The following is a 22,953-nucleotide window of genomic DNA, read 5'->3' on the forward strand; positions in this document are numbered from 1 at the left end:
AATATAAAAACCTCTTCCGTATTCTACGAAAGAGGTTTCCAACTCACATAATCAATATTATGGAAAATTAGCAGATTTACTATTTTGATATTATTGAAAATAGACAGCCGTCCCATACCCAATTAATTCAGAAGTACCTTGTCCCGCTGCAAGCTCAAATCTTAATCCAACAATAGCGTTTGCTCCTAGCTCCTCAGCCTGTTTTATTAAGCGTTCTTTTACCATTTCCTTTGAATCTTCTAGCATTTCCGTATAACTTTTTAGTTCCCCGCCAACAATTGACTTCAAACTCGAAACAATATCTTTTCCAATGTTACGTGATTGTACTACACTACTTGTTACTAGTCCTTTTACCTCTACAATACTTTTATTTACAATAGTTTCTGTTGTTACGATCAACATGTTATTCCTCCTTATTTTATAGCTTGATAGACATTTGGCGCTACCCAAAATATGGTTAATTTTTATTTATTCTCATAATAATCTGCATTAATCACTGAAAAGTTAGTTTACCTTTTGCATTTCCTGCATAGTGTTCTTTTTTAAATAAATCACAACTCCCAAAACAAATAATGGGATTAGTCCAATTAGTGTTAAGATAGATTCCATTGTATAATAATCTATTGAATGTCCTAGTATTTTCTGAATGTGATGAACATTTTCTGTTGCTATAAATATACTTTTGCTTGAATCTTTACCGACTCCTATAATAGAAAATATACTAAAGTTCCATAAAATATGGAATCCTACTGAAATCCAAATGTTTTTTGTTACCAAGTAGATCATTGCTAACGCAATAGAAACCATGAAATATGTGCAAAATGAAAAGAAATCGTAACCAGGTGTGGCATTGTGAAATAGCGCAAACATTATGCTAGTAATTATTACTCCAAAAGTGGTGATATATCGATTGTTGAATCTTTGAAATTCTGTAATTGGGAATGCCCTAAATATAACTTCTTCACTAAACGCTTGCGCAAAAACAAATAAAAAGCTAACTAAAAAAGAAAAGACGTTAAAGTTTTTATTCTCAGCTATACTTAAATACCCTCCAAAAGATTGGAGTATATTTACCATCAAACTCATAATCAATCCTAATACTGCCCCGACTATTAAAAATTTTGTATTTTTCGAATAATCCCCATCAAAACCGTATCTGTCTTTAGAATGCTTATATACCTTGCAAGCAAATAAAATCAGTCCAAAAAGGATTAAATGTGTACATACCGCAGTAATAAATTGATACGTAAGTGTATCGCCTATATATTTTTTTATGTTCCCTGCAATACCTTGTGTAATAGCTAGCAAAACAAACATTAGTATAATCATTGAAAGAAATTTTAAAGTTGATAATACAATCCGCCCAAATGTTTTCATAAAAGACCTCCATATTATCCTTAACCCAAAAAGGCTATAATTTTTAATCTTTATATACTTCTTCATCACTTTCAGAATAGGTATATTCTAAGATATCTCCAGGTTGGCAGTTTAAAACCCTACAAATTGCATCAAGTGTAGAAAAGCGAATAGCCTTTACTTTACCTGTTTTTAAATTGGATAAATTGACTACAGATATTCCCACAGCATTTGCTAATTCTCCTAACTGCATTTTCCTATCTGCTAATACTCTATCCAATCGTATAATAATTGCCATAAAATAATTCATCCCCCAGGTTCTATATAGTAGAATCGTATTCCTCTTGCAAATATGCGCCGTATTTAAAAATATTAGACAGCAATAAAATAAGAAGTCCCGTTATCAGTAGTCCAAAATTAAACTCAAAAGAAACCTGGTTTTGAGTTAATTGAAATGTCCTTACAAATAAAAAGTCTAAAATCCCACCTAATACTCCATCGATTAAACTATAACTAATAACTCCATACGCTAAATATTGAATGTAATTAATACATTTTTTAGAAAAAGGTTCTTTATTTCTTACGAACCGTATAATCCCTTTTAGCTGTATTATTAGAAATAAAAGAACTGTTAGTATGATTTCATATATCAAACAAGTGCTTATTATCAGTGTTTTAAGTTTTGTATATTGAATATGATTTGGATTAACATTATAAGAAGAATGATAAAATGCCACATGAATATGGGTTCCCTTTGTAGTTAAAATGTCTTGTAAAGTGTTTTGCAAAGTATGAAGCGGAACGAATATTCCCGCAACTAGCCCTCCTAAAACTACAAACATTCCAATAATAATTATCCAGTAAAAAGTGTTAAATACACCCTGCAACAATTTTAGTGTTTTCTCAAATCCGATAAACTCCTTAGCTTGATTCATATTTTCACTCCATTTCTTTTATTTTTAAATATACTATAGCACCTCATTTAAAGTTTTTCATTATATTTTTAATGTTAATCATTAAAAATATAATGAAAAACTTTATTTTTAATGATTATTTTGTTACAAAGAGTCCTTTCGCTGTATGTTAAGCGTAAAGCTAGCTAAATAAGTTACTTATTATTAAAGTTTAATATGATTACAAGGCAAGTGTTGCAAAAATTACATTTATGCAACGTAAGGAGAACAAAAAATGAATTACGTATATATTCGAGTGTCCACTCCACAACAAGACTATACATTTCAGAAAAAAGAAATTCTTGCCTATTGTGAAACTAACCAAATTAAATTGTTGGAAAAATGTATTTTTAAAGAAAAACAAAGTGGAAAAAATATGGAGAGGGAACAATTCCAAATTCTTATGGAGCAACTAAATCCAGGAGATGCACTGATTGTATATAAATTAGATCGTTTAGGTAGAAATCTTTCTGATATGATTCGTACTCATGAAAAACTGATTAAAAATGATATTGGGGTCATTGCTATTATTGATAACATTGATACTCGGAGGAAAGATGACATGACTACTAAAGTAATGGTTACAATCTTATCTTTATTTGCTGATATTGAACGAAACTATATACTGGAGCAAACACAGGCTGGTCGTATGAAGTATATAAAAAATGGCGGGAAACTGGGGAGAACACCTAAAATCAATAAGTCTAAAACTGATTTGATACTCGAGTTACTTGATCAGGGAAAAACGAAATGGTTATTAGGAAAGTTCTTCATAACACGTGCTATCTATGCATCCAGTGTTCAAAGAATATTTGGCCATAAAAAACTGTACCTCCAATTGTTAGTTATGTCTAAGAATTAGAGGTACAGTTTTTTTATCTATTTACACACGTACAGCCGTACCACTTACCGCAACCATTAACATTCCATCGCGAACCACTTCGTAGTCTACATCGATACCAACGATTGCATTTGCTCCTTTTTGCGCTGCAAGTTGTTTCATTTCTTCCATCGCAATGTCACGAGCTTCTTTTAATTTACTTTCATATGCACCAGCACGGCCACCTACAACGTCACGAACAGAAGCGAAGATGTCACGTACGATATTTGCACCCATAATTGCTTCACCGTTTACGATGTCTACATACTCAATAATTTCTTTTCCTTGAATTGTATTAGTTGTTGTTACGATCATTATTAACACGCTCCTATAATCTCTAAAAAATTTATTGTTATTTCTGATGCTCTTATTATTACATGAAGACAGTAAAGTAACTATCTCCTAACCTTACATAAAGATGACAGTTCTGTAAGGTTAGTAAAACAAGCTATCTACAAAAGCCTTTGTTTCTTATTGTGAATACACATATCTAAAAATATTTTACACTCTCCGTTGCGATTGCTCCGTCTTCTCTTATAAGTAAAATAAATATTTAAACAGCAAAATACTTAAGATATTAGCCAATAAACCTTATGAACTTATATTTTTTATTCAGTCTATTTTCATTCTTTTCTCCTCTCTTTGTGAAACTTTTCACTTTAAAATTGATATTTGGAAGTCCATCTTAATTTAAATATCTTTCAAATCACTTTCATAACTATTACAAAAGTCTTTCGTTGATTTTAATTTGTAATAAGGAAAGTATTGAATATTAATGTGAGGAGATTAAAATACATATGAAGAAAATATGTATCAACAAGTGCTAAAATGATTACAGAGTGTTGAAAATAGAAGACATGTACATATTGCTTACATAAAAGAGCAGCAAAATATAATGTTGCTTGATCTGTATTTTTAATCGATTAGGAGAAATTCTTGACTGTTCTTATGAGAATCAATTGCATAGAGCAAGTAATCTGCAGCCTCTTATTTCAGTTATTGTATTATAAAATACAGTATATATATCATATACATTCGATGTTTTACTTAAAAAAAGAATGGATATTCTCGAAGAGCATTTACAATTATTGTTTTTAAACACCATTAATTAGGACCATGTATTATTATGTTAATATATAAATATTTCGTAACCAATCTTCATTTGAGATTAGAATTTTTAATAAATTGTTTCATTTATAAGAATTTAACACGTTTTTCTTTTTGAGAACGTACGATATCCGCGTTTTGCCGTCGGGGCCCCTATCAAAGGTTCTCCTTCGTCTGTTTAACCTCCTACAGCGCAACGGACGAAAATCTCATCGATACGAGAAAAGGACACTCAAATGAGCGCCTTTTTTCTTTAGTATCCGAATCCGCCTCCCCAACAGCTACATCCAATGATGATCAATAGAATAAATAGCACAATAAGTAAAGCGAATCCGCCTCCAAAACCACCACAACTACCACCAAATCCCATATTAAATCCTCCTTTGAAGTAGGAGACAAAAACATTTGGGTGCACATTTTTTAACGGTTCTATCTTACTTTATGTTGTTTCGATCTCATTGAGCAGATCCTTTTACAAAAAAAGAAAAGACACCCTCCGGTGCTTTCCTCCGACTTGATAACCATATTAATTTTAATAATATGGGGTTCCGCCCCATCGCTATCAAGCTAAGGTTTTGAAGTAACCTCTAAATGAAAGTTTTCCTTCTCTACAGTTCGTTATTTTGAGAATTCAGCTCATTTTTTCGCTTTTGGGATGTTTACTTTTCTTAAGTTGATGGACATGCGGCGGTACCCCTTTATATTGATATTCTTAGTGAATTTTTTGTAAATCTACTTCTGAAAGATTTCGTTTTTCCATTTCTGTTTTAATTAAATCTATTTCATGATACATAGCTTCTGAGAGAATTCCTTTTTCTATATTTTTATTAATTTCCATGAAAAAACCGATTAAAAGAGCGTTTGGCAATTGTTTATATATAGACAAAAAATTTCCTCCATTCAACAATTTTATGCAAATACAATTATATATTCTGGAAATGAAATTTTTAAGTCTTTTTTGTTAGTATTTTGTAAATTTTTTTGCAAAATACTAACAAAAATTGTATCTATCGGCGATGGAGCACACCATCCCCCTACTTCCCTTCCACAAACCGCCCATACTCCTTCAAAAACCGCAGCTTCATCATCCCAACAGGCCCGTTCCGGTGCTTTGCTACATGAATTTCTGTCACATCCTTGTTCTCTGTCTCCTTATCATAATAATCCTCCCGGTACATAAGCATAATGACATCCGCATCCTGCTCAATTTGTCCGGTCTCCCTTAGGTCAGACAAAAGCGGACGCTTATCGTGACGCGCCTCTACCGCACGGGATAGCTGGGATAGCGCGACTACGCATACATTCAAATCACGAGCCATCAGCTTTAGCTTACGGGAGATATCACTCATTTCTTGAAACCTGTTTCCCTTATATGTCGAATCACCTGTAACGAGCTGCAAATAATCAATAACAACAAGCAATTTTTTATCTGCATGCTTTCGTTTCAACTTTCGTACTTGCATCCAAATGTCCTGTATTGTAATACCTGCTTTATCGTAAATCTCTAAGGGTAGATCTCCGATTTCCGCAAACGCCCTGCTTGTTTTCTCCCAGTCTTCTATCGCAAAACGATGCTTCGGATTTTTCAGCCTCTTTCCTGATACCTCCACTAGGCAGGAAACCATCCGTTTTAGCAATTGCTTGGTGCTCATCTCTAAAGAAAATAATCCAACTGCTGCATCTGATTTTGCTGCATGAAGCGCAATATTTAAGGCGAACGCCGTTTTTCCCATGGAAGGCCGGGCTCCAATCACAACAAAATCGCCCTCCTGCAAACCGCACGTCATCTTGTTTAAAGCCAAGAACCCTGTCTCAATCCCTGTAAGCTCTTCCGCATCTTGATGAAGTTCTTCATACAAATCAACTAACGTGTCCTTCAAATCAAAATCTAATGTACGATCTACCTCTTCCAGTTCACAAAGCGTTGTAATCGTCTCGCCGATTATTTTCTCGTCCTTCTCCGCAAGAAGCCGTTCACACATGCTGTGCGCCGCGCTTCCCGCACGGTTCATTTTCCACGCACTCCAAACAAGCCCCTCATAATAGGAGAAGTTAGCAGTAGTCGGAACACCCTCGATTATATTTACAAAGTATTCCATACCGCCAATCTGTTCCAAAAAGCCAGGCTCCATTTTCGAAACAAGCGCGACAAGATCAAGCGGCTGTCCCTCTTCTTCTATTTTCCGTATCAACTTGAATATTGCTTGATGCATAGCCGTAGAAAAGTGCTGCTCGGTCAGCCTACACTCCTTAATCAGTTCACCATCGAGAAGCAAAGATCCTAGTACCGTCTGTTCAGCCTCAACGTGTTGAATGCTCACGGACGCCACCCCTTTTCCTGTAAGAACTTCTGCAGCTCTTCTTCAGACGGTACATTTTTCTCCCACTCTTCACACTCCTCCAGAAACTGCTTCGTCTCATGCATAATAGACGGTTCCTTCTTCCGAAACTTCACCGCTGCTTCCTCTACTTCAATGACCTTCGTATATCCCTTTCCGTGCCAATCTCGTAAAATGCCCTTCACGTAAGCAAGCGTCCGCTTGTTATTTTCATGCGCAATCTGGAGTGCTTTCAGTACAAGCTCCTCTGACAAATCTGCAATCCATTCACTTAATTCATCCGCAGTATAAGGCGACAAACTACCAAAGTTTTGTTCATAAAACATAAATATACTGCTTCCCGGCTCCACTTCTTCTACTTCCCCATCCGTTTCACAACTTTCAAAAATCTCTTGAGGAATAACCACAGATGCTTCACATGGCATCCCAAAATGCTCTAATAATAGCGGAATATTCAGCTCTTCCTCTAAGCATTTTTGAAGAAACATATGTACAAACTTTTTACTTTTCACAGCCTTTAACTCACGAAGTACACATTTCTCAACGTTCGTATTCGTAACGGGGTTATAGCGCACCCAATTTTCGATGTATAACTCCTTCGTTTCTGCATCATATTGTATTTTTCCATAATCGATAAACCGCTGCAGCAACTTCTCAACAGTCTCTCTGTTGTAGCCTGTTTCCATCTCCGCTAAACGCTTCGGCAACGGATAAATACCGCATTGCGTTGTTTTCGAACATGTCAGTAAGTATATATAAAAGTATCGTTCCTCCGGCGTTAAATCGAGTACAAAATCATCCTGCCAAAAGTTCACCTGTACATTTCGGTATACCGCCATATATATTCCTCCCATCTTTTAGTGGCAAATATGAAATTGCCGCTTCTTTCATACATATAGAGATTGGGGAGGAAATTGGGCAATTCATTTTAAATTTTTTTTACTACTACGATGTTATTTCTTTTTAGTGAATTGTTGTAGTAGTTGTTTTTTATTTTGTTTTTGTAATGATTTATTACTTGTAAGGGGCTTGGTAGGGGTTTATAAGGGGCTGTTTGAAGATGATTTTGGTTAGAAACAACAAAGTCCTTTAATTTTATCTTCGCTATTATTGACTAACTATATAATGAGTGGAATTGATTTAACATAAAGTGCAACTTCCATCAGTGGAGGTTTTCTTCATCCTCCACTGCCCGTTAATATGGGATAAAACTTTACATAATTAGAGATAAAAAAATAAAAGGACATTTTAAATGTTCCTTTTATTTTTCAGTAACATGTTTAATTCTTTAGCATCTTTTTTTGTGTTTAAAAATGATATGAACCAAGAAAATATGTACAGTAAAAATATACCTCCGAGAAAATCAACAGTTAGGAATCCTTCTATCCAATGGTTATATACAGATATACAATAGACAACTAGAATCATCATGAAAAAATGAATGATTAAAGCGAACAAATAGCTAATTCTTTCCATATCAAAAATGAATGTGAAAATACCTGCACAAGCTGAGATTATAAGAACACTTATAATCTCAGCTTGTGTAATAGATATATTATTGTTTCTCGATAGTAAAACTATCATATATATAAATGATCCAGTCCCTAAACCTGAATAAAGTCGATTTTTTAATTTCAATAAAGTCTTTCCCTTCGTATTTTTTATGATTTTAAGATAAGATTATTTAATTTTGATTGTATATAAAATGTATAGAAGATTCCTCCAAAAAATAAACCAACCGATAGTCCACTTATGGCAGCATAAATTATATTAAACGAAATATTATCATAAAATGATAAGGAAATTCCTAAAGTTACATTTAAGAGATATTTTACAAAGAAATTAATCAAGATAATTATTAATGGAAGGTAACATTTCTTTCTGAAAATAACTGTCTCTTTTTCGAAAAAAGTTTGATATTTTTGATACAACAAATATCCAATTAAAATACCTGGAAGAATGAAAATCGTATAGCTTATTAAACAATATCCTAAGTGAGAAAATTTAGTGATCATTTTATCCAAACCCCATATCATAAAAATCACGGGAACAAGAAACATTTTAGATAAATTAATCGGCCTTTCTTGAGAAATAGCAATACCTCTTTTTATTAAAAAGAATAATAATATCCATACCCATAATGGCGTTCCTATAAATACTTCTTTAATCATGTTATACATTGTATTTCCTCCTTTGTTTGTATTCATATTTACATCAAAGGAGATAGAAAGAAATACTTTTAAACATAAGTGGTAAGAATCAATGCATAAGTGGAGAATTAGAATATTTTGTTAGCACATCTTTTAAAGAAGAAACATATTTTCTTGACACAATTACTTTTTCTCCGTTTGAAAGTAGTGCTTCTAGATTTCCGTTTGGTTTAACAGAGAATTTGTTTAAAAAATGAATATTGATAATTATAGTTTTTGAAATTCTAATGAAATTATCTGGAAGATCATGTTCTAATTTGTATAAAGGGCTTTTTGTTTCAAATATATTCTTTTTTGTATAAATGAATACTTTTCTTTCAAGATATTCCAAATAAAAAATAGTTGAACAAGCAATTTTTTCTTGTTCCTCTTTGTGAGCAGACTTTGCTATTAAATAGTTGTCAGAATTATTCTCTAGTGTTGATACCATATCTAGAATAAAAGATGTTACTTTGTGAATGTAAAAGGTACAAGCTTCTTCTTTAAGTTTTTCAATAATTTTAATATTCACTTTCATTTGCTGTCTATTTCCCTTTCTTTAGATTTTAAAATTACTTTCAAAATGTATTCAACAAAAAAACAATTAAAATGATTGTTTTGTGTTAACATTTTAGTCAAAAACAAGAGAAAAAGTAAAGTAGAAAAATAGTGTACAAGCAATACATTCATTATTCACTGCTCTCGCCCCCTAAAAAAAGGTTTTATCTCCGATTTTCAATTTGTATCTATATAAATCCATTTTAATTTTTCAACATCTAAATCCCTGCTATACAGAATAAAATTAACCTACACTCGTTTGTTCTTTCTGTTTTACTTCGCATGTGACAGAGAAAAGCTCTGACCGCTTCTATGCATGGCCAGATGCTCTCCCCCACCTAAAAATAAAAAGAAAGCGTTTTTTAGGTCATAGTTTAAAACCCGTTAACAAATTCATCACGAAATTCTACACCCTAAAAGTTGCATCATATCTTCATATAGTCATAGAATAAATCTGTGGTCAAAAATATATAAAGAGCTGCTACAATTCATTGCTGAAAACATGAAGAATAAAGGAAGGAATCGAAGGAAAAACTTAAAAAATTAGACAAGGAAAATGGAGAGATGAATTAAATGTTAAAGATCATCAAACATTTAAAACCATTTGTTGCTTCCATCATTGCAGTTGTATGTCTTTTAACTGTGCAGGCAGTATGCGATCTATCACTGCCAGACTACATGTCTAACATTGTCAATGTAGGGATTCAACAAAAAGGTGTAGAGAATGCAGTACCTGAAGTTATTCGTAAAAGTGAAATGGATAAACTTACGCTCTTTATGAATGGAAATGAGAAGAAAAAAGTAGATGACAACTATGTACTTTTAGATAAGAACAATCTTTCTCAAAGTGAGCTGAAAAATGATGTAAATGATTATCCGCAGCTGGATAAAGAACCACTTTATAAGCTACATACAGAGGATAAAAATATAATTAACGAGCTTAACGATATCTTTGGGAAACCAATGTTAATTACACAAGGAATTGAAAAAGGCGGCTCATCTGCTTTCCCTTCAGGTGCATCAGGTGATAACAAAGCACCAGCGAAGCTTCCGCCAAATACAGATCCTTTTGCAGTGATTGCGAAACTGCCTCAAGATCAAATCGATGCAATGAAAGAAAAGGCGGATGAAAAGTTTAAGAATATGCCAGGCAGCATGGTAACACAGTCAGCCGTTTCATTCATTGAGAATGAGTATAAAAAGATCGGTATCAATACAGATAAGCTTCAATCCAATTATATTCTTACTTCTGGCGGGAAAATGCTGCTTCTATCCTTAGTAAGTATGGCCGCTACTGTTATCGTGAGTTTACTTGCTGCAAAAGTAGCTGCAGGACTCGGCAGAGATCTTAGAAAGAAAGTATTCCGGAAAGTTACAAGCTTTTCAAATGCGGAGTTTGATAAGTTTTCCACTGCCTCTTTAATCACAAGAAGTACAAATGATATCCAGCAAGTGCAAACACTCATGGTTATGATGCTTCGAATCGTCTTCTATGCACCGATTTTAGGTATAGGCGGCATTATTAAGGTACTTACTACAGACCTTTCAATGGGATGGATTATCGGAGTTGCGGTAATCGCAATTTTAAGCTTAGTCATTGGTTTATTTAGCATCGCAATTCCTAGGTTTAAAATGATACAAAAGTTAGTAGATAAAATTAACTTAATCACTCGTGAATCTTTAACAGGTATGCTCGTTATTCGTGCTTTTAATAATCAAAAACATGAAGAGAAGAAATTTGAAAAAGGCAATCAAGATTTAACAAGAACCAATTTATTTGTAAGCCGTTTAATGTCATTTATGATGCCGATGATGATGTTTATCATGAATGCCGTTACTGTACTTATTATTTGGGTTGGAGCACACCAAGTGGATATGGGACATATGCAAGTTGGTGATATGATGGCGTTTATGCAATATACAATGCAAATCATCATGGCCTTCTTAATGATTTCAATGGTATCTATTATGGTTCCACGTGCTTCTGTATCCGCACAACGTATCGCAGAAGTTTTAGACACTGACATTACCATTCGTGATGCAGCGGAGCCAAAAACATTTGCTTCTGACAAGAAAGGCTACGTTGAATTTAAAGATGTTAGCTTTAGATATCCAGGTGCAGAAGAAGACGTGCTTTCGAATATTACCTTTACCGCAAAGCCTGGTGAAACGACTGCTTTCATCGGAAGTACAGGTAGCGGTAAATCGACATTAATCAACTTAATTCCACGCTTTTACGATGTCACAAACGGCCAAATATTAATAGATGGCACGGATATTAGAGAAGTATCTCAGAAGGAATTAAGAGAGAAAATTGGTTATGTACCGCAAAAAGGAGTTCTATTCTCCGGTACGATCGAAAGTAATTTGAAATACGGTAAGAAAGAAGCAACTGAAGAAGAACTCGCAAAAGCGGCAGAAATCGCGCAAGCCATGGAATTTATTAACGCGAAATCTGAAAGCTTCCGTACAGAAATATCACAAGGTGGTACGAACGTTTCAGGCGGTCAAAAACAAAGACTTTCTATTGCGCGTGCTCTTACGAAGGAATCCGAAATATTCATATTTGATGATAGTTTCTCAGCTCTTGACTTTAAGACAGACGCCCTACTTCGCAGAGCTTTAAACAATGAGATTGCAGGAAGTACGATTTTACTTGTTGCCCAAAGAATCAGTACCATTATGAATGCAGATAAGATCATTGTACTTGATGAAGGAAAAATAGTCGGAACTGGTACTCATGAAGAGCTTATGGAAAACTGTGAAGTTTATAAGCAAATTGCTTTATCACAACTTTCAAGAGAGGAGTTGTCATCATGAGTGATAAAAAAATAGAAAATAACAGACAAGGCGGCCCTGGTCCTGGTGGCGGCGGTCATATGGGCGGCGGCATGAGAAAGATTGAGAAGGCAAAAAACTTCAAAGGAACGATGAATAAGTTACTTCAATACTTGAAGCCCTATAAATTATCAATCTTAGTCGTTATCCTTTTCGCAATCGGTAGTGCTGCCTTTACAATCGTCGGTCCAAAAATTTTAGGAAAAGCAACAACAAAACTTTTCGAAGGACTCGTAAGCAAAGTAACAGGAGCACCCGGTGCAGCAATTGACTTTACCTATATTGGAAACATTGTTGTTTTACTCCTCGGATTATATGTAGCGAGCACTGTGTTTGGCATTATCCAAGGATATATCATTTCGGGAGTAGCACAAAAAGTATCTTATAACTTCAGAAAAGAAATTGATGAAAAGATCAACCGTATGCCGCTGAAGTACTTTGATAAAACAACGCACGGAGAAGTATTATCGAGAATTACGAATGACGTAGATACGGTGAGCCAAACGTTAAATCAAAGTATGTCGCAAATCATCACATCGGTAATTACAATCATCGGTGTACTTATCATGATGCTATCAATCAGCTGGCAAATGACATTAGTGGCGCTTTTAATATTGCCAGTATCGATGATGCTCATCATGGCAGTCGTAAAACGATCACAAAAATACTTCAAATCCCAGCAAGAATACTTAGGACACGTAAACGGGCAGGTCGAAGAAATTTATAGTGGTCACAATATCGTAAAAGCTTTTAACACTGAAGAAGAAGAAGTGAAAAAATTCGAAGAGGTAAATGATACCCTTTACCACTCCGCATGGAAGTCTCAATTTTTATCTGGAATGATGATGCCGATTATGACATTTATCGGTAATATCGGTTACGTAGCTGTATCGATTTTAGGCGGATGGCTTGCGGTAAAAAGAACCATCGCAGTTGGAGACATTTTAGCCTTTGTACAATATGTAAGAAGCTTTACGCAGCCAATCGCTCAAGTAGCTCAAATCGCGAACGTACTTCAATCAACAGCTGCTGCTGCAGAAAGAGTCTTCGAATTTTTAGAAGAAGAAGAGGAAGTGCCAGAAGCAGAAAATCCAGTGACGCTGCAGAAAGTAAACGGAGAAGTTACCTTCAAAGATGTTCAATTTGGATACAATCCAGATAAAATCATCATCAATAATTTCTCAGCTAACATTAAGCCTGGACAAAAAGTAGCAATCGTCGGTCCAACCGGAGCTGGTAAAACAACGATCGTAAAACTGTTAATGCGTTTCTATGACGTAAACAGCGGTGCAATCTGTATAGACGGTCACGACATAAAAGACTTCACGCGAGAAGACCTGCGCAACATGTTCGGGATGGTACTGCAAGACACTTGGCTATTTAACGGTTCCATCATGGAAAATATTCGTTACGGCCGACTGGATGCTACGGACGAAGAAGTAATTGAAGCAGCGAAAGCAGCTCACGTGCACAGCTTCGTAAAAACATTACCAAATAGATACAACATGGAACTAAACGAAGAAGCAAGCAACGTATCCCAAGGACAAAAGCAGTTATTAACAATTGCCCGCGCCCTTCTAGCGGATCCGAAAATACTAATACTCGACGAAGCAACAAGCTCAATCGATACTCGTACAGAAGTACTGATTCAAAAAGCGATGGAAAACCTCATGGAAGGCAGAACAAGCTTCATCATCGCTCACAGATTATCAACAATTCGTGATGCAGACTTAATCCTTGTCATGAAAGACGGGGATATTGTTGAGCAGGGTAATCATGAAGAGTTATTGAAGGCTGATGGTTTCTATGCTTCACTTTATAATAGTCAGTTTGAAGGTGCGGATGCTTCTTAAGATTGATTGGACACTCCTCTGGTTTAGAGGGGTGTTTTGTTTTATATATGATATTTAATAACGAATTTGTTCGTATCATTTTATAAAAGTGTAATAAGGTCAAGCAGCGCTCCTTAATCAACTCCCCTTCAAGAAGCAAAGACCCTAATACCGTCTGTCCGGCCTCAATATTTTGAATGCTCATGGTCGACAGTACTGTGTATGTTTCTAAAGGATGTCATTAAGAACATAAAAACAGCCATCGTTTCATGGAATGATGGCTGTTTTTATTTACACTTATACATAATCTTAACCTGATGGCTATGATATTCTCGCCTATACAATAGAAAACATCAAATACACACCAACAACGAAGAAAACAGCAGCCGTCTTAATTAAAGTAATACCGAAAATTTCTTTATAAGCTTCCCTGTGCGTTAATCCTGTCACTGCAAGTAAAGTAATAACTGCCCCATTATGAGGAAGAGTGTCCATACCGCCTGCTGCCATTGCAATTACGCGATGCAACACATCTAATGGAATATCAAAATTCGCTGCTGCTTCAATATATTTTTCTGCCATTAAACCTAATGTAATACTCATTCCGCCCGAGCCTGATCCCGTCAGCCCACACAATATATTCGTCATAACCGCTCCGTTGATTAAAGGATTGGAAAATGTCCCAGTCAAATAATTTTGGATCATAACAAAGCCAGGTAAAGCCGCGATAACGGCACCGAATCCATACTCTGCTGCAGTGTTCATCGCAGCTAAGATTGAACCACTTACACCCACGCTTGTAATCGATTGAAAATGTTCTTTTACCGCTTGGAAGTTTAATAATATAGCGCTCAGTATACCGATAAGAAGTGCCATTTCTACCGACCAAATCCCCACAACTTGTGCCATATCAATTTTCCCGTACTCCTTCAAACCGATGGACGCAAAATCAAATCCCTTTGTATACCAAACGGGGATGAATTCTGTAAAGACTTTATTCATCACCCCAACTAGTACAAGCGGTAGAAAGGCCATCCAGTAACTAGCTGGAATAGCATCACCTGAAACAATTGGCGTTGGCGCCTCTTGTGCGCTAGTTGTCGCAGCCATTTCAGAAACCGCATCACCTTTTCCGAAATAACCCTCCCCTTTAGCTGCCGCTTTCTTCCTACACCTTTCCAAATACAGCATGCCGCATGTAAAAATGAATAACGCTCCAATGATTCCTAATGTCGGTGCCGCATAAATATTTGTTTTAAAAAACGTAGTTGGAATCACATTTTGAATTTGAGGCGATCCAGGAAGTGAATCCATCGAAAACGTAAATGCACTAAATGCGATTGTCGCTGGAATGAGACGTTTCGGAATATCTGCTTCGCGAAATAATTGCGCCGCAAATGGATAAATCGCAAATACTGCAACAAATAGACTGACGCCGCTGTATGTAAGAATCGCACCCATTAATACGATGGAAAGAATGGCTCTTTTCACACCGATAAAACGGATGATGATTTTCGCGATTTTTTCTGCGATTCCAGTGATCTCAACCACTTTACCAAATATCGCTCCAAGCAAAAACACAGGAAAGTATAATTTTATAAATCCGACCATCTTCGCCATGAAAACATTAGAAAAGAACGGTAAAACGTGCGCTGGCTCAGTCAAAAATACAGCCAGCAAAGCACATAACGGAGCGAATAAAATGACCGAGAATCCCCGGTAAGCTACAAATATAAGCAAGCCAAGCGATAACAGTACAATCAATAAATCCATAACCTCTAGTCCCCCCTCAATAAAATGGATTCTCTCAAATTTGTTTTATGCTTGCATATGTTGTTACGATGCCTACCAAAGGTAGACATCGTATTCTTTTTATTTATGCTGAAAAAGCGGTACTCTCTTTTCTATAAAAGCACCTACTCCCTCTCTTACATCACTCGTTTGAAAGACATGGCCAAAATTTTTAGCCTCTATTTTTAGCCCTTCCTCAAGAGAATAAGATAATCCTTTATTGATAGATTGCTTCATCAACGATAAAGCAGGAAGAGAAAATCGAGCCATCTTCGCAGCCAGTTTCTTCGCCTTATTCAACGCTTCGCCGCACGGAACAACATGATTTACCAAACCAAATCGCAAAGCCTCTTCAGCACTAAGCGGTTCACCAGTAAACATCATTTCTTTTGCCCTCGCAGTTCCGATTAAGCGGGGCAAACGCTGCGTTCCTCCCGCACCTGGAAACAAGCCTAACTTTACTTCCGGAAGCCCGATTTGGGCCTGCTCTTCTATAATCCGTAAATCACATGATAAAGCTAATTCACACCCGCCCCCAAGCGCTAATCCGTTAATCGCAGCGATGACAGGCTTCGGTAGGCTTTCTATTTTATTTAATGGGTTCTGGAGCCACAATGCTTTTTCCTCTGCATATTCACTCCCTTTCCCAATCCATTCCGGAAATGACTTAATGTCCCCTCCGGCAACGAAAGCTTTCTCCCCAGCGCCAGTTAGGATTACAACAATAACTTCATCATCTCGTTCAATTTCATCGACCGCCGCCGTCATTTGCTCAATCACCGCGTAGCTCAGTACATTCACAGGAGGATTATCAATGATAATAGTCGCGATTCCTTTTTCTTTAGACCATGAAACAACTCGCTTATTTTCCAATGCAATCCCTTCTTTCTAATATGTAATGAGACAACTTTCAACTCGTTCTTTTAATGACATATCCGGCCTGCTCGCGATCCCAAGCAGTACCGATTCCTTCCTCCTGCAGCTTGAACTTCTGAATCCGTTCCGTCGCAGTTTTTGGGAAAGATTCACGAAACTGAACGTATCGCGGTACCATAAAGTATGCCATGCGTTCTTGACACCAATCGATAATCTCTTCATGGGACATCGTTTCTCCTTGCTTTACAATCACATATAATTTGACATCCTCTTCCCCCACTTCTGACGGGACACCGATAGCTGCTGATTCCAGCACTTTCGGGTGATTATTCACGACCTTTTCAATTTCCCAAGAAGAGATGTTTTCTCCCCGTCTTCTAATACACTGCTTGATCCGGTCGCAAAAATATAAGTAACCTTCCTCGTCCTGGTAACCACGATCTCCTGTATGGAACCATCCTCCTTCCATCGCTTCTTCTGTTTTATCCGGCATTTTATAGTAGCCTTCCATGAATGTTTGTCCTTGTAAAGCACGAATGAAAATCTCTCCGATTTCACCAGTCCTTACTTCATTTCCTTTCTCATTCACAATCTTTGTCTCTACATAAGAATACGGTTTTCCGATAGAAGGAGGCTTATTAGCGTTCAATGGATTCGTTACACAAAATCCTGTCGTTTCCGTTAATCCGTAGCCTTCTACAATCCGGACGCCAAACCTCTCCTCAAACGGCTTCCAAAATTCCTTAGGCGTAGCAGCACAAGCCGTCACCCTTGCCGGATTTTCATAATCGGTTTCCTTTTCTGGTTGCTTGCAGAGGATCGGAATCATAGACCCTAAAGAGTTAAAAATGGTTGCGCCATGACCGCGAATTTCATCCCAAAAACGAGAAGCACTAAACCTCTTTCCAAGAGCAATCGTCGCATTGCAAGAAATGGCACCGAGCACCGTATGAGCCTGGGCGTTAATATGAAATAACGGCAGCGCTGTAAATAAAATATCTTGCGAATTCGCGCCGACCATATAGGTAGCGAATGACTGTGCAGAATTGACATAAGCAGAATGACTTAACATGACCCCTTTCGGCAATCCTGTCGTTCCAGAGGTATAAAGGATACTGTTAATAGAAGAGGAGGAAACAACTTCACTTGGAAGATAATGATCATTTGTATTCAGTACATCTTTCAATCCGATTACCGGTCGCTCTTTACCATCACCTAGAATGATTTCGCTTTCATTATTGCCATGGACAACAATCTGAATTTCCCTTTGTATAAATGGCAAACAAGAAGCAATTTGAGGAACAAATGCCTTATCAACAATCATTAACTTACAATCGGAATGGGATAAAATATATTGCAGACCTTCTCCTTTTAAATGCACATTAAGAGGCACCGCAATTGCTCCCATAAAAGATAAAGCAAACCATACATCCAGATATTCAGGGGTGTTATGAAGCATAATACAAACCTTGTCACCCTTTTGGATACCGAGTTCACAAAATCCCGCTATAGCTCTTGTAATTTGATGATAGAGTTCCTCATACGTAACCCTTTGTTCTTCAAATTGTAAATACACCTTATCAGGCGACTTTTCGATACTTTGCATAAGAAAATGTGGCAAACTCTGATTCTCCAGCACTAGATTCCATCCCCTTCCTGCTAAAATTCTTTTTATTTATCTAGCAAGAAACATGCCAAAAATCGACTCTTTCTCCATTTCCTTATTCCTTAAGGGACATGCCTCCTATTTCCCATGCATGCCCACCTTCACATGTCGCATTTATGCTACAAATGATAGCGATCATGTCGCATATATAAGAAAACGTCGCAAAAACGCGACAGTAGTTATTAATGCAAACACAACAAAAAAAAAGGGCCTATTTGCCCTTTATCCTATTCCGTACCTTTCTATTTTTCGATATAAGCTGGCCCGGTGAATCCCTAAAAGCTCGGCTGCCTCTTTTCTATTTCCAGCTGCCTTTTCCAAAGCTCTCGCAATCACCCTTTTTTCAGCGGATTCCACTTCCGCCTGCAGTGAATAACTCATCTCATTCTCCTCTTGATCCGCTGCGAATATTTCATGATACAACTCTTCTTCCAAATCTTTTTGCCGCAAATAGACAGGAAGGTGATGCACTTGAATAACCGTTCCTTCCACAACGTTCATCGCTCGTTCCAGCACATTCTCCAGCTCCCTGATATTCCCTGGCCAATCATGCTCCATGAATATACCCTTCACTCGCTCATCCAATGAAAGAATACTACTACCAAGCTCCTCATTCAATTTCTGAATTAAAAATTCTGTTAAATGTACCATATCTTCCTTTCTTTCTCTTAGCGGAGGTATATCAATCGCAAACACATTTAGCCTATAATATAAATCCTCTCTAAATTCCCCTCTTTGCACCATTTCACGGAGGTTTCGATGCGTTGCCGCAATAAAACGGACATCAATCTTATGAGTTTTTGTACCACCGATTCTTTCAATCTCTTTCTCTTGCAGCACACGAAGCAACTTCACCTGCATGTCCAAAGACATATCGCCGATTTCATCTAAAAACAACGTCCCCTTATGAGCCAGCTCAATCTTTCCAGGCTTACCGCCCTTTTTCGCCCCAGTAAAAGCACCCTCTTCATACCCGAACAATTCAGCTTCTAAAAGATCCCTCGGAATCGCAGCACAATTCAACCGAATAAATGCACCATCAGCACGCGGGCTCGCATGATGAACTGCATTGGCAAAAAGCTCCTTTCCCGTTCCACTTTCTCCTCTTATCAAAACCGTAGAACGGCTTTTCGAAACCTTCAAAGCCATCGTTTTCACTTCTTCCATTTTCAAACTCTCTCCTACAATACTTTGAAATGAAAACCTCCCTTCTTGCAGTCGCTTTAATTCAGTTTGATAGTATGATAACTTCGATTCCATTGTGCTAATCTGATCCGCCAAAGCTTTAAACTGCTGGATATCATGAAACATGATTTTACCTATGGCACCAATAATCCTCCCTTCCTTCATAATGGGAATTCGATTTGCAATAACATTCTGACTATTTATACGCTGAATATGCCCAATTTCCATCTGTCCCGTCTTCACAATAATATGCATCCTCGTATTCTCAACAATCTCCGTACAATGCTTCCCAATTGCTTCCTTCGGATCATCAATTCCCAGAAATCGCGCATAAGCACCACTAAAAAAATTGATGATCCCTTGCTCATTCACCCCTAGAATACATTCAGACAGTAAATTCAAAGCATTTTCATACCGGCTGATAGTACTTTCCAAAGACAGTATGCTTTTCCCCTTGTTTTCTAGAATGACAATCGATCCGTCTTCTTTCCCGTCCTTATATACTCGAGATTCATTCACGATGAACACTTGGTTCCCAATCTTACACTCATACTTGTACAAACTATCATGTTGATTCACTACTAGCTTTTTACGATTAGGGATAATCATTGATATGTGCTTACCCGTTACTTCGTTTTTTGCTTTGTTTAACATGCTGCAAAATGCTGGATTGCTGAACGTAATCGTTCCATCATGACTTATAACTGCAATGCCGTTATTCATTACCTGAAGAGCCTGGCTCGTTAACTGCAAATTTCCCCCTTCATCCATATGCATTTGGAAGCCCCCTATCAAATCTTGCTCTTTCTCGCATGTTATATATATCTACTTTATAACACCTTGTGAAATACTTGAACCTTCTAAAGCTATTTAAAGGCAATATATAATCTCGAAGTTCAACTAAAACACAAAAAGGATATTGGTAAAAAATATCCAATTAATAAAATAATTAACACAATCCCAAAAATATTATAAAGAATTTAGGTGCTACATATATTGAAAACGTTATTTGGTATATTTCTCTGTCTATTGGGAGCTTTTTTAATTGGTTTAACATCGAATAGTCTTGGAAACATCGGTAACACCCTAATGAAAATAATAGGAATTGTCTTTGTTGTATTAAGCATCAAAATAATAAGCAACAAGAATAAAGAATGAAACTCGACTGTTTAGGAACAAGACTGTTAAAAGGCAGTCTTATTTTTATAATTTCATTGTCTTAACTAAAAAAATCCGCTCCTAAAAACCACCGCGTTTTTCCGCTTTTTGTTTACATACTTTTTCCACATCTTCAAGCGTTACACCTTCATACTGGGCTAGCGCGTTTGTGAGTTCTAATAAATCTGCTAGTTCTTCAATCTTATGCTCCTGATTTTCTGCTTCTAATATTGTTTTAAGTTTTAAGTGTTATCGTATTCTCCACTTGCTAATCCCCCACTATTTCATTACAAAAATTAGATTAAATCTCCAATTCTTATTTTATTATAGAAAGAACCTTATTAATAAAGTTAGAAACCACTTTCTTACAACAAATATACTAGCTTAATAATCTGCTTCATGAGGCAAAAAATAGACGAGAGCAACTTTATCTCGTCTATTCATTCAGGAGTTACTTCCTAATTGACTAGAATTTATGTTCTTGTACAAGGTTTTTCATACCTGTCTTGAATTCCTTGCTTATTTCTTTAACTCCAGAGACTAATTCTTTATTTGCTTCGTGATATTCTTCATAGCTTCCTTCAAATACTCCTCTTCTTCCCTCGTTAAAAGAGCTGGAAATTCAGCTAATGGAATCTCATCCTGTTTCGCAATATTTTCAAAGTCATCTTTCGGTACACCAGCAGTTCGACTGATTTCTTCTATTAATTTATAAAACTCTTTAGCAACCGCTTGAACATCAACATGTGCTGGATCCTTCTTCTCTTCCTTATGTCTCTTTAATTGCTTGATTAAACGCAGAAACTGCTGATTTAATTTCAATTTTAGTTCTTTATCATCAATATCTTGTATCCCTCTTTCTCCTAACCACTCTCTATTTTCCTTCTCCCATATGAATGTTTGTAAGAAAGAACAAAATAAAGATACATCTACCGTTTCTTCTTTCTGCAATACTGCTGTCATTTCGTCCATATGTGTGAGTACCCTCGCAATTCTCTCTTGTTCCGCTAATAATACCTCTCTTTGAAAATAGATTCTCTCCATAAACTTCTCCTTAGGAATATCATTCTGTAAAATGATATTTTGAATCTCCCCAAGTGAAAAACCAAGATGTTTCAAAGCTTGTATTTGTCGTAATACATACAAATCATCTTTCGTATATAAACGGTGTCCACCTTCTGTATAATCACTTGGTTTTAATAAATTAATTTTGTCATAATAACGGAGTGTTCGTACTGTTACATCACCTACATTAGCAAATTCACTAATTATCCAGGACATGTCTTCACCTGCTTTTTAGTTTTCTTTTTTACTTTATAACTAAAACGTTACATCACATTGCTTTTCTTAGCTACATACTGAAACATATTAGAAACTCTTGCTGATACACCTTTATCATTCTTCATTTGCATACCTAACTGGAACAAACATACTACAAGCAATAAAAAGTTAGAACTTTTTCGAATTGGATTTCCATAGCTATCATATTTCTCATAACCATCATACAAATTATGTTCCCTTCTTCTTATAACTAAATAGATCGTAACAAAAAAAGCTACTATCGCAATAACAATTCTCTTTTTCGTTGTTTCCACTTCTGTGTTCATCACCTATTCCCCTTCCATAATATATTTGTCTTCTTTAAATAGCGGAATGCGAATGAAATACTGGTATGGCTCATTACGGATTACCTTCCATGCGACAATCCCTACTTGGATTACTTCAAAAGCAAACACACCCCAAAATAAAACTAGACTTATACGTTTACTAATAATAAATAGAAGAAATATCAGCAAATGAAAATTAAATGCTTTTCGGCAATGGTATTTGTATACTTCATTTTTGCGGGCCAGCGTTATATACATAAACAATGGTGAAAAAACCCCTAAAGCAGCTGATAGCAGTAACCTGATGACGATATTTCTTTTTTCTCTTGCTATGCTTTTCATTGGAACTCCCCTTTCGTCTTGTCTTCTTTTTTATCGTAAAAGATGACGTTAGGAGAAGTTCAAGAGGGATTATTAAAATTCTTTTGGATAAATCAATTTAGGGCATGTACTGTCTAAAAGTGGGAAAGGAAGTGAACTTCATCTATTACGGTACAAAGGGATGGTATATAGCGGAGCTTAAAGCTTGAAAAATTTAGGATTCATTATTATGAAGGGTGGAAGTTGGAGAATTATCGGGACCATGTTTTGAAGATTTTGTTGTGAAAGATACAAGAA

The 22,953-nt window shown here is 36.3% G+C and carries 22 protein-coding genes and 1 pseudogene; 3 read left to right on the top strand and 20 right to left on the bottom strand.

All coding sequences use genetic code 11. From position 1 onward, the window contains the following. Positions 1-90: 90 nt before the first annotated feature. The 4 genes from ACIQ7L_RS05545 to ACIQ7L_RS05560 form a co-directional block, all read right to left on the bottom strand. Positions 91-402 carry a YbjQ family protein gene (locus ACIQ7L_RS05545; RefSeq protein WP_400567348.1) on the bottom strand — a complete coding sequence of 104 codons (312 nt, stop codon included), beginning with the start codon at positions 400-402 and terminating at the stop codon, positions 91-93. A gap of 102 nt (positions 403-504) precedes the next feature. After that, entirely contained in the window at positions 505-1,377 is an 873-nt protein-coding gene (locus ACIQ7L_RS05550; protein WP_400567350.1) for a CPBP family intramembrane glutamic endopeptidase, read from the bottom strand. A 43-nt stretch (positions 1,378-1,420) separates the two neighbouring features. Beyond that, positions 1,421-1,654 carry a helix-turn-helix domain-containing protein gene (locus ACIQ7L_RS05555; protein ID WP_400567352.1) on the bottom strand — a complete coding sequence of 78 codons (234 nt, stop codon included), beginning with the start codon at positions 1,652-1,654 and terminating at the stop codon, positions 1,421-1,423. A 22-nt stretch (positions 1,655-1,676) separates the two neighbouring features. After that, positions 1,677-2,291, bottom strand: coding sequence for a DUF2975 domain-containing protein (locus tag ACIQ7L_RS05560; RefSeq protein ID WP_400567354.1), 615 nt, complete (start codon positions 2,289-2,291; stop codon positions 1,677-1,679). A gap of 253 nt (positions 2,292-2,544) precedes the next feature. Here ACIQ7L_RS05560 and ACIQ7L_RS05565 point away from each other — a divergent pair, with 253 nt between their 5' ends. Beyond that, the gene (locus tag ACIQ7L_RS05565) at positions 2,545-3,171 is read left to right on the top strand and encodes a recombinase family protein (protein ID WP_400567356.1); all 627 of its coding nucleotides are present in this window, start codon (positions 2,545-2,547) and stop codon (positions 3,169-3,171) included. 21 nt (positions 3,172-3,192) lie between these two features. Here the strand turns inward: ACIQ7L_RS05565 and ACIQ7L_RS05570 are convergent, their stop codons facing one another. The 8 genes from ACIQ7L_RS05570 to ACIQ7L_RS05605 form a co-directional block, all read right to left on the bottom strand. Beyond that, on the bottom strand, positions 3,193-3,504 hold the full coding sequence (locus tag ACIQ7L_RS05570) for a heavy metal-binding domain-containing protein (RefSeq protein ID WP_242216656.1): 312 nt from the start codon (positions 3,502-3,504) through the stop codon (positions 3,193-3,195). A 1,045-nt stretch (positions 3,505-4,549) separates the two neighbouring features. Then, on the bottom strand, positions 4,550-4,666 hold the full coding sequence (locus ACIQ7L_RS05575) for a YjcZ family sporulation protein (RefSeq protein WP_097899321.1): 117 nt from the start codon (positions 4,664-4,666) through the stop codon (positions 4,550-4,552). Between the two features lie 342 nt (positions 4,667-5,008). Beyond that, positions 5,009-5,182 (bottom strand): hypothetical protein, encoded by a 174-nt coding sequence (locus tag ACIQ7L_RS05580; protein ID WP_335358476.1) that lies wholly within the window; start codon positions 5,180-5,182, stop codon positions 5,009-5,011. A gap of 148 nt (positions 5,183-5,330) precedes the next feature. Beyond that, a complete protein-coding gene (gene dnaB / locus ACIQ7L_RS05585; RefSeq protein ID WP_400567358.1) occupies positions 5,331-6,617 on the bottom strand; it encodes a replicative DNA helicase in 1,287 nt (428 codons plus the stop codon). Further along, positions 6,614-7,474, bottom strand: a complete 861-nt coding sequence (locus tag ACIQ7L_RS05590) for a DnaD domain-containing protein (RefSeq protein ID WP_400567360.1) — start codon at positions 7,472-7,474, stop codon at positions 6,614-6,616. The genes dnaB and ACIQ7L_RS05590 overlap by 4 nt, the downstream gene beginning before the upstream one ends. A gap of 409 nt (positions 7,475-7,883) precedes the next feature. After that, positions 7,884-8,273: a DUF3021 domain-containing protein gene (locus ACIQ7L_RS05595; RefSeq protein ID WP_400567362.1), complete on the bottom strand. Its 390-nt coding sequence runs from the start codon at positions 8,271-8,273 to the stop codon at positions 7,884-7,886. Between the two features lie 23 nt (positions 8,274-8,296). Further along, positions 8,297-8,815: a hypothetical protein gene (locus ACIQ7L_RS05600; RefSeq protein WP_400567364.1), complete on the bottom strand. Its 519-nt coding sequence runs from the start codon at positions 8,813-8,815 to the stop codon at positions 8,297-8,299. A gap of 79 nt (positions 8,816-8,894) precedes the next feature. Then, positions 8,895-9,362 (bottom strand): LytTR family DNA-binding domain-containing protein, encoded by a 468-nt coding sequence (locus ACIQ7L_RS05605; protein ID WP_400567366.1) that lies wholly within the window; start codon positions 9,360-9,362, stop codon positions 8,895-8,897. A gap of 593 nt (positions 9,363-9,955) precedes the next feature. Between ACIQ7L_RS05605 and ACIQ7L_RS05610 the strand changes: the two genes are divergently transcribed. Together ACIQ7L_RS05610 and ACIQ7L_RS05615 are read left to right on the top strand one after the other, a co-directional pair. Continuing rightward, positions 9,956-12,202, top strand: coding sequence for an ABC transporter ATP-binding protein (locus tag ACIQ7L_RS05610; protein ID WP_400567368.1), 2,247 nt, complete (start codon positions 9,956-9,958; stop codon positions 12,200-12,202). Continuing rightward, complete coding sequence (locus tag ACIQ7L_RS05615) at positions 12,199-14,073, top strand: ABC transporter ATP-binding protein (protein ID WP_400567370.1); 1,875 nt, start codon at positions 12,199-12,201, stop codon at positions 14,071-14,073. Before ACIQ7L_RS05610 ends, ACIQ7L_RS05615 begins: the two co-directional genes overlap by 4 nt. Positions 14,074-14,388: 315 nt before the next feature. Here the strand turns inward: ACIQ7L_RS05615 and ACIQ7L_RS05620 are convergent, their stop codons facing one another. The 8 genes and pseudogenes from ACIQ7L_RS05620 to ACIQ7L_RS05655 all read right to left on the bottom strand — a co-directional run bounded on the left by ACIQ7L_RS05620 (position 14,389) and on the right by ACIQ7L_RS05655 (position 22,677). Next, positions 14,389-15,825 (bottom strand): GntP family permease, encoded by a 1,437-nt coding sequence (locus ACIQ7L_RS05620; RefSeq protein ID WP_400567372.1) that lies wholly within the window; start codon positions 15,823-15,825, stop codon positions 14,389-14,391. A 99-nt stretch (positions 15,826-15,924) separates the two neighbouring features. Further along, positions 15,925-16,716: an enoyl-CoA hydratase gene (locus ACIQ7L_RS05625; RefSeq protein ID WP_400567374.1), complete on the bottom strand. Its 792-nt coding sequence runs from the start codon at positions 16,714-16,716 to the stop codon at positions 15,925-15,927. Between the two features lie 37 nt (positions 16,717-16,753). Next, positions 16,754-18,358: an ATP-dependent acyl-CoA ligase gene (locus ACIQ7L_RS05630; protein WP_400567376.1), complete on the bottom strand. Its 1,605-nt coding sequence runs from the start codon at positions 18,356-18,358 to the stop codon at positions 16,754-16,756. A 249-nt stretch (positions 18,359-18,607) separates the two neighbouring features. Then, the gene (locus tag ACIQ7L_RS05635; protein WP_400567378.1) at positions 18,608-20,347 is read right to left on the bottom strand and encodes a sigma 54-interacting transcriptional regulator; all 1,740 of its coding nucleotides are present in this window, start codon (positions 20,345-20,347) and stop codon (positions 18,608-18,610) included. 462 nt (positions 20,348-20,809) lie between these two features. After that, a pseudogene (locus tag ACIQ7L_RS05640) lies at positions 20,810-20,971 on the bottom strand (nucleoside triphosphate pyrophosphohydrolase family protein); the annotation flags it as partial. A 297-nt stretch (positions 20,972-21,268) separates the two neighbouring features. Next, entirely contained in the window at positions 21,269-22,009 is a 741-nt protein-coding gene (locus ACIQ7L_RS05645) for a MerR family transcriptional regulator (protein WP_400567380.1), read from the bottom strand. Positions 22,010-22,056: 47 nt separating this feature from the next. Continuing rightward, positions 22,057-22,335 (bottom strand): hypothetical protein, encoded by a 279-nt coding sequence (locus tag ACIQ7L_RS05650; protein ID WP_400567382.1) that lies wholly within the window; start codon positions 22,333-22,335, stop codon positions 22,057-22,059. A 3-nt stretch (positions 22,336-22,338) separates the two neighbouring features. Next, positions 22,339-22,677: a magnetosome magnetite crystal formation protein family gene (locus tag ACIQ7L_RS05655; RefSeq protein ID WP_400567384.1), complete on the bottom strand. Its 339-nt coding sequence runs from the start codon at positions 22,675-22,677 to the stop codon at positions 22,339-22,341. Positions 22,678-22,953: the final 276 nt, after the last annotated feature.

The sequence above is a fragment of the Bacillus sp. NPDC094106 genome (assembly GCF_044764345.1).
Classification (GTDB): domain Bacteria; phylum Bacillota; class Bacilli; order Bacillales; family Bacillaceae_G; genus Bacillus_A.